The following is a 14,311-nucleotide window of genomic DNA, read 5'->3' as shown; positions in this document are numbered from 1 at the left end:
TTGAGGAACACCGGCGCTTGAACGGCGAACCCGGTTTCCTGAGGACGAGCGCCGGTCATGCCCGGCGTTTCGTTGATCGTCGTTCCACAATAGGAGTGCTTCGACCCGCTTGGAGGTGTGTGCGATGACCGCCGTATACGAGCCGCCCGGCTGCCCGCCCGAAACGGCGGCGGTCGATGTGGCGGACGGTCTCCATGTGCCCGAAGGCCGGCGCGTCGAGGTCGTCGAGGGGGTTATCGCGGTGTCCCCGATGCCGGACTGGGAGCATCACAAGATCATCCGGGCGATCGTCACGACCTGGGGAGCCGCCGGCATCGACGCGTCACACGGCGACGTCGGATTCTGCCTGCGGCCGGGCCACTGTCGCGGGAGCGACGGTTCCCACGTCATTCCTGACGTCTTCGTCGTGCGGCGGGCGCCGAACGAGGCCGAGATCGGCGCTGCGGGGCACCATGCGAATTGGATGTCGGCGGCCATGTTGGCCCTGGTCGGTGAGGTGACCGGCTCCGACCCCTACAACGATCGCGGGCCGAAGGCCCGGGCGTATGCTCGGGCCGATATTCCCGTCTATCTGCTCGTCGATCGCGACTTCGGCAAGGCCGTGGTGCATACGCTGCCGGGGCTCGATCGCGAAGGTCACCCCGTTTATCGGGCCCGTGCGGAATTCGACCCGGCGGAACGGATCGTGCTGCCGCCTCCGTATCCGGAGCCGGCGTTGGGGGCTATTCGGTGACGAAGGTCGGGGGTGTGCGGTGGTGCCAGGGGAGGGCTTGTTCGAGGAGGGTGGCGAGGCGGAAGAGGGTGTCCTCGCGGCCGTAGGGGGCTACCAGTTGCACGCCGATCGGTAGTCCCGAGCTGCTTTGGGCCAGGGGGAGGCTGAGGGCGGGTTGGCCGGTGATGTTGAAGACGGCGGTGAACGGGCCGTACGCGAAGATGGCCTCCAGCCAACCGCGGACCGAGTGCTGCGGGTCGTCGTAGTTCAACGTGCCGTGCGGCGCCGGGAGTTGGCCCAGCGTCGGGGTGATCAGCAGGTCGTACTCGGTGAAGAAGGCGCCCACCGAGCGGGAGACCCGGTTGTGCGCGCCGAACGCGGCGAACAGGTCGAGTGCGCTCAAGTCCCCGGCGTCGTGCAGGATTTGCCGGGTGACCGCTTCCAACTTGTTCGGATCCGGTGCGCGCGGAGCACCCAGGAGCGGTGCCGCGATGAAGGCGACCACCTCGGAGACCATGCCGCTCAGCACGCTTTCCCAGTCGACCGTCGGGCTCGCGTCGTCGACATGGTGGCCCAGTCCCGCGAGCAGCGCGGCGACCGACTCGGCCGCCTGGGCCACCTCGGCGTCGACCGGGACGCCGGACCACGCCCGGGTGGTCACGCCGATCCGCAACGGTGCGACATCCGCGCCGAGTTCGGTGGCATAGGGCCGACGCGGCGGCGGCGCGGTGTACTTGTCGCCGACCCCCGGTCCCTCGATCGTGTCCAGCAGGTGCGCGGCGTCGCGGACCGTGCGGGTGAGCGCGAAGTTGTGCGAGATCCCGAAGAACGCCTCGTCCAGGTCCGGGCCGCACGGGGTACGCCCCCGGCTGGGCTTGAGCCCGACCAGGCCGCAGGCCGAGGCCGGAACGCGAATCGAGCCGGCGCCGTCGGTGGCGTGCGCGATCGGTACCGCGCCGGCCGCGACCAGGGCCGCCGCGCCGCCGCTGGAGCCGCCGACGCCACGATCGAGGTCCCAGGGATTGCGGGTGACGCCGTACTTGGCCGACTCCGTGGCGAAGCTGATCGCCATCTCGGGCGCGGTGGTCAGTCCCAGGGTGACCAGCCCGGCGGCCCGGAACCGGGTCATCAGGTCGCTGTCGTACGGCGGGACGACGCCCGGTACGGCACGGCTGCCCAGGAAGAACGGGACGCCGGCCGCGACCGGCCCGGTGTCCTTGATCAGGAACGGCACGCCGGCGAACGCGGCGTCGGGGTCGGGCGAGCGTGCGAGCGCGGGCTCGAAGGCGGGCAGCGCGAGGCCGTGCACGGCGGCGTCGGCGACCTCGATCGCCTGCCGGGCGGCCTTCTCGACCTCGGCCGAGGTGACCTCGCCGGCGCGGATCAGGTCGCGCAGACCGATCGCGTCGTACTGCGCGTACTCGCCGAGCCGCATGCCGCTCCTTCGTATCGTTGTGGGTCAGGCGGTCGCCGGGTGGCTCCGGTCGGTGGCCAGCTTGATCGCGAGCCCGCCGAGCACCGTGCCCATCACGTAGCGCTGGATGCGCAGCCAGGACGGCCGCCGGGCCAGGAACACCGCGATGGACCCGGCCGCGAGGACCAGGATCGCGTTCACCGTCAGGCTGATCACGATCTGGATGCTCCCCAGCGCGAAGCCCTGGAGCAGCACGTGCCCGGCGTTCGGGTCGACGAACTGGGGGATCAGCGACAGATACATGATCGCGGCCTTGGGGTTCAGCAGGTTCGTCAGCAGGCCCATGGTGAACAGCCGCCGATTCGAGTCCGGCGCGAGCTCCTGCGGACTGAACGCCGAGACGCCACCGGGCCGCAGCGCCTGCCAGGCGAGCCAGCCGAGGTATGCCGCGCCGGCGATCTTGACCGCCATGTACAGCTCGGGCACGACGATGAACACGGCGGAGAGGCCGAGATTGGCCATCGACATGTAGATCAGGAAGCCGAGCCCGACACCGAGCAGCGACACCAGGCCGGCCCGACGCCCCTGGGTGATGCTGCGCGAGGTCACGTACATCATGTTCGGGCCGGGTGTCAGCACCATCCCGAGCGCGACGGCGCTCACTCCGAGTATCGCGCTGGTCTCGATCACGCTTGCCCCCGCTGGTGGTACGGGCGGTCGCCGCGGTCGTCGCCGCCGCCCTGGGTCGATCGCTGGTCGCGCAATTGTGTCCGGTCCGCGGTTTTCCGGGCAACCGGGTTGTCCGCCGCCGACGCGGCGTGACGGGTAGAGCCGGAAGTACCGTCGCTCGCCGACCGCCACGGTGGTGAGGTACGAGCCCTCCTCGTCCACCAGGTCGTCGATGTCCCGCTCGACCACCGATTCGCCCGACAACCGTGACGCGACCGCCGTCCACACCCCTTCCCGGGGCAGCCCGTGTCCCTCCGCGAAGGCCAGCGCCGTGAGCAGGATCAGCGCCGTCGACCGGCGTGTCTCCGGCAGCCGTTGGAGGTAGGCCCGGAACGCTCCGCCGACGTCCGACGGCAGCGCGTCGGCCCACCCCGGCATCGTCACATCCACCGGCTCGTCCCGCAGCAGCGCGCTCGCCGTCATCCGCGCCACCAGGAAGCAGCGCCCGGCGCGCCGCGCCACCGCCCGCGCGATGGTGCCCACCGTCGCCGGATCGCCCTCGGCGTACGGCGATCGGCCGTCGGTCAGGATGCGCTCGACGTATTCGGCGACGCTCGTATCGTCCGCGTACTCCGCCGTGTCCAGGTCCACCGTCGGTGCGCGGTCGCACCAATCGCGCAGGTGTTCGCGCCGGGAGCCCACCACCAGTCGCACGCACGGCACGTCGCCGAGGGGACGCAACAACTCCCACGCGATCCGCCGCGCCTCGTTGGGGTCATGGCCCGGCCCGGCCTCGTCCAGCGAATCCAGCACCACACGGAACGGCGCCACACGCGCGGCCAGGGCCGTCAGCAGCGCGTCCACGTGCGACGCACGCACATCCGCGGCCGCCGCCAGGCGGGTGACCAGCGCGTCGATCGTCTGATGGCGCGCGTTGATCGACACGTCGACCCGGTGCGCGCCGCCCGCCGTGCCGCCCTCCAGCACGATGCGGCCGAGCACCGCCGATTTGCCCGAACCCGGCGCACCGGTGACGGCCGGCGGACCGCGACCGCCCGGGCCGCTCAGCCGGGCCCGGACGACATCGAGCGCGTGGGTGCGGCCGGTGAAGTACGAGCCGGGGTCGTGGACGTGCTCGACGCCGCGTCCGCGCGGCTCGAAGTGCGCGGCCACGTCCGTGGATTCGCCGTCCGCGACACCGTCCGGACCGATCTCCGCCGCCGGGTCGAAGGCCGGGTTGGGGAAGAACGGGGGTTGGATCGACTGATCGGTGACCGAACACACCGCGAGTTGCCGGCATCCCGCCGCGACGAAGGCCCGGTTGACCCGGTCGGCGAGCAGCGCGGGAGACAGGTGACGCTGCGACGCGCCCTCTCCTGCTGCGTACGCGCGCCCGAGTTCCGTCGCGAAGTGGCCCATGTCGCCCGCGAGATCGCGCGGCCGGGCCGAGGCCGGCACCCAGGTACCGGAGCCGGGGGTGTCGGTGCGGGCCCGAGCTGCCACGAACGCCGCGGTCACGGCGGCGAGTTCGGGCGATCCCGCACCGGCGTAACACGCGTCGACGATGAACAGCACATTGCGTGCGGGAGAGGCGGCCGGCACCGATGCCAGGTTCTCCAACGACAACCACGTGCGCGGGCGCGCCGCCTTGGAGCCCGCGCACGCGAGGCGGTACGGCCCGGCGTCCGGCCGGTCGCCGTGGCCCGCGTAGTACACGACCACGATGTCGCTCACGGTCAACGTGTCCCCCGCGCACCAGTCCGCGAGCGCGTCCTCGAAGTCGCCGGCTTCCGGGTCGAGCGACACGCCGGTGAGCACACGCTCGTAGCCCATCCCCGCGAACAGGTCCGCGATCCGCGCGACATCCGGGTGTGCGCCGGGGAGTGGTTCGTGTTCGGCGTAGGTGCCCGTGCCGGCGGCGATCAGGTAGCGGCGCGGTTCGGTCACTCGTACGGACCGCCCTGTGTGGCGGGCTCCCGGAGGCCGGCCACGATTGCCCGCCCCGTCTCCAGCGCGGTCAGATATCTCGTCGCGTCGTGCATGTGGCTGCCGTTGTGCACCAGTTCGTCCGTCAGTCGATCGCCGAACAGTGGCCGCAACTCGCGGACAACGGCCACCACATCGGCCGAATCGGCGACGTTGGTCCAGGTTCGCAAGCCCTGCGGCCACCACCCCATGCCCTCGATCGGGGCGGGCCGCAGGCGGGCGTGTACCAGGGCCCGCATGCCCAGCGGCGAGCCCAGGGTGACCAGCGTGTCCACGCGGTGGGAGGTGTTGCACAGCGTCTCGTACGCCACCACCGACCCGAGTGAATGGGCCACCAACACCCGCGTCTCCGGCGTGATCCGCGCCGCCACCCGAGCCCGCACCCGGGTGCGGACGTCGTCGTCGGTGAGGTAGCGCGCCAACTGCTTCAGGTCGCCGATCAGCGCGCGATCGAGGACGCCGGTCAGGAACCGGGCGCCGGTCAGCGCGTCCAGGGCGGCCCGTACGGTCTTCAGGCGTAACGATTGCGACGCCAGGAGGCCGACCGCGCCGCGCGTGCCGGCCTCGTCCGGACCCGGCACGTTCGGATCGATACGCGCGGCCTGCGCCCACCACTCCATCAGCAGGTCGAACTCCACGCCTTCTTCCACATCGGCCGCGTCGAACGGTTCGTCCCCCGCGGACCGGGCACCCGCCGGCCGGAACAGGTCGCCGTAGAACGCGACCCCGACCTCCTCCGCCTCCGGTACCGGCCCCCCGGCCAGCCTTGCCCCGCCCCGCAGTTCGGGGACGACGTCGCGGGCGAGCGAATCCTCGCTCAGGAACTGCCTGCCCACGCCATGCACGAATACGACCTTGGTCACGGACCCTCCCCGGTGTCTTCGCAAACCCTAGCCGGCGGGCAGCGGCCGGGGCGCCCGAACGAGCGGCCTACGCTGTTCGTATGACCCGAGACACCCCCGCCGCCGAGTCGGGATTCGTCTACGTGCGCGACGACCGACCCGGGCCGATGGCCGGTGCGGCGGTCGGCAGGCGGATCGTCAAGGCGGACCTGGCGCCGCCGTGGATCGTGGTCGATCGGGCGTTGGCGACCGTGATCGTCTCCGGCCGGCCGGGACGGCTGTACCGGGTCGCGGTGGTTCCGCCGGAGAGCGAGGCCGAGCGGGCGGCCATGGCCGAGGCCGCCGAGGGGGTGCGGGTACCCGCCCCGTACACCCGCGCGTTCGCGGTGGACGTGCTCGCCGAGGTGCCGCCGGCCGCGCTGTTCGGGCCGCACGGCGCCGCCGTGGTGGGCATCCTGGACGCCGCCCGGGCTCTCACCCCGGACACCGCCGCGCGGCTCGCGGCGGCGCTCGAACCGCGGGCCGGGGCGTACTTCGGCGCCGCCTGGGACCGCTGGATCGACGGCGAACCGAACGCCGCTCCCTACCGCGACCGCGACCACACGTACACGCTCTCGATCCCCGGCGCGAGCGCGCTCGGGTCGCCGATCGGCCGCGGCTTCCTGGTCGTCTCCGGCGCGGTCCGCGCCGCCGCGCGCGAACGCGGGGGCCCGGCGGCCTTCGAGATCGAGTACGACGAGGACGACGAACAGGGCGACGAGGTGTTGACCACGCCGTGGAGGCGGGCGACGCACGCCCTGCTGCACGCCGCGATGGCCCTCGGCGCACCACACCTGACGGCCGAGCCGGACCGGGCGATCCTGACCGGTCCGTGGCGGGCGATCGGGAACGCGGACGTCGGCCCTGGGCGCGGCCCGGCACGCTGAGCGGGACACGCGCCGCCACCCACCCCGCCGTACCGCCACGCCGAGCGCACCGCCCCAAACCGCTACGCCAAGCGCGCCGCGACCGCCGAGACGAACGCGTCCGGGTCCGCGGCCGGACCCGGACCCAGGTTCAGGTGGGTTCCCTCGTCCCACGCGCCCAGGACCGTGGTCCGCTGCCGCGTCATCACGTCCAAGCTCTCCTCCAGTACGAAGTAGCGCGGCTCGCCCACCACATCCGGCCCCACCACGAGCGCGAAATGCGCCTCCGGCGGGAAGAGCGCGGGCGGGAGGCGAACCAACAACCCGGAACCCGCGCCCAACGGGACGTGGTTCATCGCGAGACCCTCGGCGGACAGCCGCTGCTCCTCGGGCAGTCGGTTGCCCACTCCGATCCACAGGTTCGTCGTACGCGCGGTGAACTCGTCGAGGGGCGCGGCGAGCATCCCGGCCGCGTTGCGCAGGGCGATCGAGCGGAAGACCACGTGGGCGAATTGGTAGTGGTGCTGACGGGTGCTCATGGGCAAACCTTCCGGACGACTCTTCGGGGCAGCGGGTGCCGGCCCCGGAGGCGAGAAAAAACCCGTGGCAGGGCAGGCGTTCATCCGTCATCCTGTTCCGCGATGGGGATGATGGACAGCATGGCCGCCAAGGTGGCGCACGGCGCCACCGTCGAGTTTCGCCCGCGCGGGGCCTCCATGGTCCCGCTTATCCGCAGTCGCCAACTCGTGACCGTCGCGCCGGTCGACCCGGACCGCCTCGAAATCGGGGACATCGTGCTGACCCGGGTCGCCGGGAAAATGTACCTGCATCTGGTCTCCGCGCTGGATCGCGCCCGCGCGCGCGTGCAGATCAGCAACAACCGGGGCCGCGCCAACGGCTGGACCTCGCAGGCCCGGGTGTACGGCATCTGCGTGGCGGTGGACGGCGTACCGCGACCGGGCGCGTCCCGGAAGGTACGCGCACCGGTGTCCACGGAGTAGCGCGAGCCGGGTCCGGTCGCCGGCCCGCGCGTCGGCGTCGCGGTGGTTCAGTGCAGCGAGGGGACCACGTCCCAGCAGCCGATCGTGTGCCACGATCCGGGCCCGGAGCCGATCTCCATGACCAGGTACATCACCTCGCCCAGCACCGGATCGACGATGCCGTCCTCGGGCAGGCCCAGGATGCGTTCCAGCCGCCGGGTGTCGGCGGTCGTCTCGGGGCCGTAGACCCGGTCGGGGTAGTGCGTGCTGAAGCCGGTCGAGTAGTAGATCGCCTGGACGCACTGGACGCCGAACCCGGGTGCGGTGTCGGGACCGATGTCCGGCACACCCGGGGCGGCGCCGGCCGGTACGACGGCGGGTCCGGCGAGGGCCAGGGCCAGGGCCGCGCCGGCGAGCGCGCGGATCAGCGGTCGGCGGGTGGGGCTGCTCGGCATGGCGTTCTCCGCTCCGGCCGACCGCGCGGCGGGGCGGGGCCGGCCCAGGGTGGGGGAGAGGTGCTCGACCGCAGCAGTGTCCGCTCACCGGGGCGGCTGCGGAAGGCGAATCCCGCGTCGAACCGAATCGGCACGAGTCCATGCCGGTCGGGACGGGTCGCGCGGGACGGTCGTGCGGGACGGGTCGCGCGGGACTGGTCGCGCCGGGCGAGGGCTCGGTGGTCGCATACGGTCGCCGGCCCGGTGGGCGCGCCCGATCGCCGCCCGGTGGACGCGTACGGTCGCCCGGGTCGATCCCCGTCCGGGTTCGGTGCGTGTGCGGAGTCCGGCTCGTGGTGGAAGTCCTGAGGAGGAACCACTCCCGCCACGAGCCGGGCGGCCGGTTCGGCCACCGCGGTGCCCGGCCGTGCCTGGGGACCCGATCGGCCCGTGCGCTGTCGGTCCCCTGTCCTGGACACGCGGGTGCCGCCCGTCCGGTTGCCGGCGATCCGCGACCCCCCGGTGGGGTTGGTCCGGCGCGCATTCAGGTAGAGATTCAGCCATGAAGAAGCTGATCAATGCCGCCCGCGACGTCGTCCCCGAGATGCTCGAAGGGTTGGCACTGGCCAATCCCGGCATCGCCTTGCTGGCCGGAGAGAACGTCGCGCTGCGCGCGGACGCCCGGGCCCACGCGGAGAGCGGTCGGGTGGCGGTGATCTCCGGCGGAGGCGCCGGCCACGAACCCGCGCACGCGGGATACGTCGGGCCCGGGATGCTCACCGCGGCCGTGTCGGGGGACGTGTTCACGTCGCCGTCCACCGACACGATCCTGGCCGCGATCCGCACCGTCGCCGGATCGGCGGGCGTTTTGCTCGTGGTCAAGTCGTACACCGGGGACCGGCTCAACTTCGGGCTCGCCGCCGAGTTGGCGCGCGCCGAGGGGATCGCGGTGGAGCTGGTCGTGGTCGCCGACGACGTGGCGCTCGCGACCGGCGACGACACCGCGGGCCGGCGCGGGATCGCCGGGACGGTGTTCGTGCACAAGGTCGCGGGAGCGGCGGCGGAGGCCGGTGCGAGCCTGGCCGAGGTCAAGGCCGAGGCCGAGGCGGCGGCGCGCTCGGTGGGCACGATGGGCGTCGCGCTGACCCCGTGCACGGTGCCGGCGGCCGGCCGACCGGGATTCGAGCTCGGCGAGGACGAGGTCGAGCTGGGCCTGGGCATCCACGGCGAGGCGGGCGTGCGGCGGGACAAGATCGCGCTCGCCGACGAGTTCGTCACCGAACTGCTCGACCGGATCGTCGCGGAGACCGCACTGGCCGCCGGAGACCGGGTCGCGTTGCTGGTCAACAACCTCGGCGGCACCCCCACGATGGAGTTGGACATCGTGCTGCGCGGCGCGGTACGAGACCTGGCGGGTCGGGGCCTGGTGCTCGAACGGGCCTGGCGCGGCTCGTTCCTGACCGCGCTGGAGATGGCCGGCATGTCGTTGTCCCTGCTCCGGGTCGACGACGCCCGGCTCGCCCGCCTGGACGCGGCCACCTCGGCGCCCGCGTGGCCCACCCCGGTGGTCGGCCGGGTGGGTGAGGTCACCGTGCTCCCGGCCGCACCCGCACCCGGCAGCGCCGACGCGGGGACGGCGCTGACCGAACCCACGCAGCTGACCCGCGCGATCGAGGCGGTGTGTGCGGCGCTGGTCGAGGCCGAACCGCACCTGACCGAGCTGGACCGCATCGTCGGCGACGGCGACCTGGGCATCAGCCTCTCGCGTGGAGCCGAGGCGATCGGGCGCGAGTTGCCCGGCTACGGCGGCGGCACGCCGGCCGCCGTGCTGCGCGGCCTCGCGGACACCGTGCGCCGGGCACTCGGCGGCACGTCCGGGCCGCTGTACTCGGTGCTGTTGCTGCGCGCGGCCGGCGCCGTGGAGCAGGGCGCGGGAACGCGCGGCTGGCGCGAGGCACTGGCCGCCGGCGCGCGGGCGATCGGCGAACTGGGCGGCGCCCGGGTCGGCGACCGCACCATGCTGGACGCGCTGGTGCCGGCCGGCGAGGCACTGGTCGGCGGCGCGAGTCTGGTCGAGGCGATCGACGCGGCCGCGGCCGGCACCGAGGAGACCGCGACGCACAGCGCCCGTCGAGGCCGCAGCAGCTACCTCGGCGACCGCGCGATCGGCACCGTCGACCCGGGCGCCGAGGCGGTGGTGATCTGGCTCCGCGCGATCGCCGACTCGCTGGACGCCGAGGACTAGGACCGGATCGGATCGGAATCGGATCGGATGGCCGCAGGGCGGACGCGGATCCGCCCGGACAGCCTCCCGACCCGGCCGACTCACGCCGGGATCCCGGCCGGGACCCCGGCGGCGACTCCCGCGCCGCGCCCGCCGCGCCCGCCGCGCCCGCCGCGCCCGCCGCGCCCGCCGCGCCCGCCGCGCCCGCCGCGCCCGCCGCGGCGGCCGGCGTGTGCGGTCGGGATGCCCACGATCACCCCGAACCCCGCCGCGTCGTGGGCCCGTACCCGATCAGTCCGCCATCGCCCCGGCCGCGAGTTCGCCCAGCGAGTCGTACGCGATCTGGAGGAACGGCGCCCTCGGGCCCGCCGCCGTGTTCACCAGTGCCGCCAGCGCGACCCCGGCTTGCGGGCTGAAGCCGACGAACGCGGTGAATCCGCGCGTCGACCCGCCGTGGAAGATCAGGTCGTACCCGGGCCGGCCCCGCAGATTCCAGACCAGGCACAGCCGATCGCCGGTGTGTGGCGGGATCAACCGGGGCCGGCGCACCTCGACCAACGCCTCGGCCAGCGAGGCGGGTTGTACCGTCGCCGGGTCCAGGTGCGCGGCCAGATACCGGGTCAGGTCCGTCCCGGTGCTGCGCAGCGCTCCCGCCGCGGGCAGCCCCGGCATGTCCCACGGCGGCCGGGGCCGGCCGCGCAGATAACCGGTCACCTGCGGCCCGTTCGGGTCGCACGTGGTCATCGTCAGGCCCAGCGGCACACCGAGCCGGGTGACCACCAGATCCGGATACGGCTGCCCGGCGGCGCGCGCGAGCGCGTGTCCGAGCAATCCCACCCCCAGGTTGGAGTAGGACACCCGGGTGCCCGGTCGGCCCCGCGGCCGGGCCCGCCCGAGCAGCGCGAACAGCCGCTTCTCGTCATAGCCCGCGTAGGGGTTCGTGTACCACGCGGGCAGCGCCGAGCGCAGCGAACCGCGCGGCAGCCGCGGCAGTCCCGAGGTGTGCGTGGCCAGGTGCAGCAGCGTGATGTCGGACGACCAGCGCGGTCGCGAGCCCGGCGGCAGGTAGGTGATCAGCGGGTCGTCCAGCCGCGCCTCGCCCCGCGCGACCGCGTCGGCGAGCAGCAGCGCGGTGAACGTCTTGGTCACCGAGCCCAGTTCGAACCGCGAGTCGGCGTCCACCGCCGTACCGCGACACACCACCGAGTGCTCGCCGCCCCGGATGGTGGCCACGACCAGCGCACCCCCGGCCGGCACGGCCCGCAGCAGCGGTGCGATCGGCGCCGCGTTCGGGTCGCTCACCCGAGCGCGGGCGCGGGCGTGTTGCCCAGCGAACGGGCCAACGTGATGGTGCCGGCCACGATCGCGACCACCGCCGTGTGCTCGTGGTCCTTGAACGCGCGTTGCGGGTCCTCGTCCACCGGATCCGCGTCGCGCGGCAGCAGCCCGTTCGGGAGTTGTGCCGCCGCGAGCGTCTCCCAGCCCTGTGCGTCGCACACCGGCTCGGGCAGGCACGCGTCGACGATCAGCAACTCGCCCACCAGGTCGTACTGGGAGACCTCGGCCCACACGTCCACCCAGACCGGGAGCCAGGCCCGCAGGTAGTCGGCGATCTCGGCGGGGAGCAGTTCCGGACGCGCGCCCCAGTCGGTGATGTGGAACACCGCGTGCGTCATGTGGTACGCGGTCATCCAGTCGATCACCCACGGTTCGGGGGTCATACCCAGCCACGAGTCGGCGGCAAGTGCGGGCCAGTCCGGCCGGTGGGTCAGTCCCGCGACGCGGCTCGCGTTGGCCACCGCGAGGCGGCGGTTGGGCATCATCTCGATCGCGTGCACCGACCGCAGCCCGGACAGGTGCGCCAGCAGCGCGTCCATCGGCTCGTGCCGGATGCCCGCCCGCACGAAGTGCGCGTAGGTCTCCAGCGGGTCGGTCAGCAGTGGGTGTCGCACCTGGCGTTCGTAGAGGAAGTCCCCGTCACGGAACTGCTCCCAGGCGAACTCGATCAGCGCCCGCGCGGCGGCCAGGTCGGCGGGCCCGGCGACGCCCTCGCGCAGCACCAGCGACGTGGCCAACGCGGTCTCGCCGAGTGGCTTGTACGCGCTGTCGCGGTCGTTGAAGTCGACCACGGTGTGCGTGGGCAGCGGCCCGAACCGCGCGTTCTCGTGCAGCCAGCGCAGCGCCCGCGAGCCGATCGTGTGGGCGGTCTTGAGCACGTCCGCCCGGATGAGTCCCCCGGTCATGAGTCCTCCCGTGCGGTCACGTGCTGGGCGATGCGGGTGTCGAGCACGGTGCGGGTGCTGCCGCCGCCGAAGAGTCGGACGTGCCGCAACAGCGGGTCCAACTCCAAGGGGAAGGCGACCCCGTCGGCGGCCACGAAGGCGAGCCAGCGGGCGATCCGGGCGGCGGTGCGGTAGTCGCGGCGCAACATCGCGCGCACCACTCCGCGTGCCAGCGAGTCGGCGTTTCGTCGGGCGGCGGCGTGGATCGGGCCGTCCAGGCCGGGCAGGGCCAGCGAGGAGAGTTGGGCCATCCGCACCGACCAGGCCTGCCAGGTCGTCGCGTCGGCGACCTGCGCGCCGTCGCCCGGCAGGGGGACGTCGACGGCCAGGCCGAAGCGGGTCAGCGTGCGGGCCGTGGCCCAGTCGCGCCAGGTGATGATCCACGCGGTCTCGGGCGAGGCACCCAGCGTGTCGGGCGGGAACAGGTCGAACGCGCGGGCGGCGGCCTCGGCCTGATCGGCCGGCAGCGGCGTGCCGCGCAGGACGTGCGGGGCGAACGCGTCGGAGCCCAGGACGCGTAGCCCGGGCAAGTCGGCGTCGCGGTCGTGCGGTTCGGCCGCCCAAGGATCGGTGGCGGCGAATCCGGCGGGCACGACCGTGCCCTCGACGTCCATGAGGACGCCGAGGGCACGGCCTGCCACTCGCTCGACCGCCGCCGTGTAGTCCTCGTGTGGCGAGGTCTCGGCGAAGGGCATGGTTCTGATCAACTTCCCGTCGGAACCGGTGATGTCACGGACATCCGATCCGGCCTAGTGTCCTGCGCCGGAGATCCGTCGGCAGAACCGGGCGAGGGAGTCGAGGATCTCCTCGGCTGTCTTGGTCCATACGAACGGCTTGGGATTCTCGTTCCAGTCCTTGACCCAGGCTCGGATGTCGGCTTCGAGGGCCTGGACGTTCCTGTGTGCGCCGCGGCGGATCATCTGGTCGGTGAGGAAGCCGAACCACCGCTCGACCTGGTTGATCCAGGAGGAACCCGTCGGGGTGAAATGCACGTGGAAGCGCGGGTGTTTGGCCAGCCACGCCCGAATCGCCGGGGTCTTGTGGGTGCCGTAATTGTCACAGATCAAATGGACCTGGAGATGCGCGGGGACCTCCTTGTCGATCCTGATCAGGAACTTCCTGAACTCCGCCGCCCGATGCCGGCGATGCAGGGCGGTGATGACTTCGCCGGTGGCGACGTCGAACGCGGCGAACAGGGTGGTCAGGCCGTTGCGGAGATAGTCGTGGGTGCGCCGTTCGGGCATGCCGGGCATCATCGGCAGGACCGGCTGGGATCGATCCAACGCCTGGATCTGCGACTTCTCGTCCACGGAGAGCACGACCGCACCCTCGGGCGGGTTGAAGTACAGCCCGACGACGTCGTGGACCTTCTCCAGGAACAACGGATCCGTCGACAGCTTGAACGTGTCCGTCAGGTGTGGCTTGAGCTGGAACCGGCGCCAGATGCGGCCGACGGTGGACTTCGACAGGCCGCTGCGGTCCGCCATCGACCTGCGCGACCAATGGGTGGCGTTCCTCGGGATCTCCTCCAACGTGGCGACCACGACGGCCTCGACCCGTTCGACGTCGATGGTGGGCGGCCGACCCGGCCGGGGTTCGTCCACCAGACCGTCCAACCGGTCGACGAGGAAACGCCGCCGCCACTTGCGGACCGTGTCCGCGGCGACTCGCAGATCCCGGGCGACCGCGACGATCGGCGGCACCTCCGGCCCCGCACACGCCAACACGATTCGCGAGCGAAGTGCCAACGCCTGAGCCGACGTTGCCCGGCGGGTCCACCGCTCCAACGTCACCCTCTCCTCGTCGGAGAGCAGTAACGGCTCCAACTTCGGACCACGACGAGGAACCGACGCACCAACCACA

At 72.7% G+C, this 14,311-nt stretch carries 13 protein-coding genes and 1 pseudogene; 4 read left to right on the top strand and 10 right to left on the bottom strand.

The window, feature by feature from the left end; genetic code table 11:
* Positions 1-124: 124 nt before the first annotated feature.
* The gene (locus tag OG948_RS04280) at positions 125-733 is read left to right on the top strand and encodes a Uma2 family endonuclease (RefSeq protein WP_406293959.1); all 609 of its coding nucleotides are present in this window, start codon (positions 125-127) and stop codon (positions 731-733) included.
* On the opposite strand, the gene OG948_RS04275 is transcribed toward OG948_RS04280, so the two are convergent.
* From OG948_RS04275 to OG948_RS04260, 4 genes and pseudogenes are all read right to left on the bottom strand, one after another.
* On the bottom strand, positions 723-2,147 hold the full coding sequence (locus OG948_RS04275) for an amidase (protein WP_406293957.1): 1,425 nt from the start codon (positions 2,145-2,147) through the stop codon (positions 723-725). The two genes, OG948_RS04280 and OG948_RS04275, sit on opposite strands and share 11 nt — an antisense overlap.
* A gap of 24 nt (positions 2,148-2,171) precedes the next feature.
* Positions 2,172-2,768 (bottom strand): LysE family translocator, encoded by a 597-nt coding sequence (locus tag OG948_RS04270; protein WP_406300178.1) that lies wholly within the window; start codon positions 2,766-2,768, stop codon positions 2,172-2,174.
* A gap of 1,578 nt (positions 2,769-4,346) precedes the next feature.
* Positions 4,347-4,742: pseudogene (locus OG948_RS04265) on the bottom strand (caspase family protein); the annotation flags it as partial.
* Entirely contained in the window at positions 4,739-5,644 is a 906-nt protein-coding gene (locus OG948_RS04260) for a hypothetical protein (RefSeq protein WP_406293956.1), read from the bottom strand. The gene OG948_RS04260 and the pseudogene OG948_RS04265, both read right to left, overlap by 4 nt.
* A gap of 80 nt (positions 5,645-5,724) precedes the next feature.
* On the opposite strand from OG948_RS04260, the gene OG948_RS04255 reads away from it, so the two are divergent.
* Positions 5,725-6,549 (top strand): hypothetical protein, encoded by an 825-nt coding sequence (locus OG948_RS04255; RefSeq protein WP_406293954.1) that lies wholly within the window; start codon positions 5,725-5,727, stop codon positions 6,547-6,549.
* A 62-nt stretch (positions 6,550-6,611) separates the two neighbouring features.
* Here the strand turns inward: OG948_RS04255 and OG948_RS04250 are convergent, their stop codons facing one another.
* On the bottom strand, positions 6,612-7,067 hold the full coding sequence (locus OG948_RS04250) for a hypothetical protein (RefSeq protein WP_406293952.1): 456 nt from the start codon (positions 7,065-7,067) through the stop codon (positions 6,612-6,614).
* Positions 7,068-7,187: 120 nt separating this feature from the next.
* Between OG948_RS04250 and OG948_RS04245 the strand changes: the two genes are divergently transcribed.
* Positions 7,188-7,529, top strand: a complete 342-nt coding sequence (locus OG948_RS04245; RefSeq protein ID WP_406293951.1) for a S26 family signal peptidase — start codon at positions 7,188-7,190, stop codon at positions 7,527-7,529.
* Between the two features lie 47 nt (positions 7,530-7,576).
* Here the strand turns inward: OG948_RS04245 and OG948_RS04240 are convergent, their stop codons facing one another.
* Positions 7,577-7,963: a peptidoglycan-binding protein gene (locus OG948_RS04240; RefSeq protein ID WP_406293950.1), complete on the bottom strand. Its 387-nt coding sequence runs from the start codon at positions 7,961-7,963 to the stop codon at positions 7,577-7,579.
* 541 nt (positions 7,964-8,504) lie between these two features.
* On the opposite strand from OG948_RS04240, the gene OG948_RS04235 reads away from it, so the two are divergent.
* Complete coding sequence (locus OG948_RS04235) at positions 8,505-10,187, top strand: dihydroxyacetone kinase family protein (protein WP_406293948.1); 1,683 nt, start codon at positions 8,505-8,507, stop codon at positions 10,185-10,187.
* 270 nt (positions 10,188-10,457) lie between these two features.
* On the opposite strand, the gene OG948_RS04230 is transcribed toward OG948_RS04235, so the two are convergent.
* The 4 genes from OG948_RS04230 to OG948_RS04215 are packed head-to-tail and all read right to left on the bottom strand — an operon-like array spanning position 10,458 to position 14,310.
* Positions 10,458-11,468 (bottom strand): serine hydrolase domain-containing protein, encoded by a 1,011-nt coding sequence (locus tag OG948_RS04230; protein WP_406293946.1) that lies wholly within the window; start codon positions 11,466-11,468, stop codon positions 10,458-10,460.
* Complete coding sequence (locus tag OG948_RS04225) at positions 11,465-12,409, bottom strand: DUF6895 family protein (protein WP_406293945.1); 945 nt, start codon at positions 12,407-12,409, stop codon at positions 11,465-11,467. The genes OG948_RS04230 and OG948_RS04225 overlap by 4 nt, the downstream gene beginning before the upstream one ends.
* A complete protein-coding gene (locus OG948_RS04220) occupies positions 12,406-13,143 on the bottom strand; it encodes a hypothetical protein (protein ID WP_406293943.1) in 738 nt (245 codons plus the stop codon). The genes OG948_RS04225 and OG948_RS04220 overlap by 4 nt, the downstream gene beginning before the upstream one ends.
* A 54-nt stretch (positions 13,144-13,197) precedes the next feature.
* Complete coding sequence (locus OG948_RS04215) at positions 13,198-14,310, bottom strand: IS630 family transposase (RefSeq protein WP_331773654.1); 1,113 nt, start codon at positions 14,308-14,310, stop codon at positions 13,198-13,200.
* Position 14,311 lies beyond the last annotated feature (1 nt).

Source organism: Embleya sp. NBC_00888, from assembly GCF_045207655.1.
In the GTDB taxonomy this organism is placed as follows: Bacteria; Actinomycetota; Actinomycetes; order Streptomycetales; family Streptomycetaceae; genus Embleya.
Note: the sequence above shows the minus strand (reverse complement) of the source record. Positions and strands in the feature narration are given on the sequence as shown.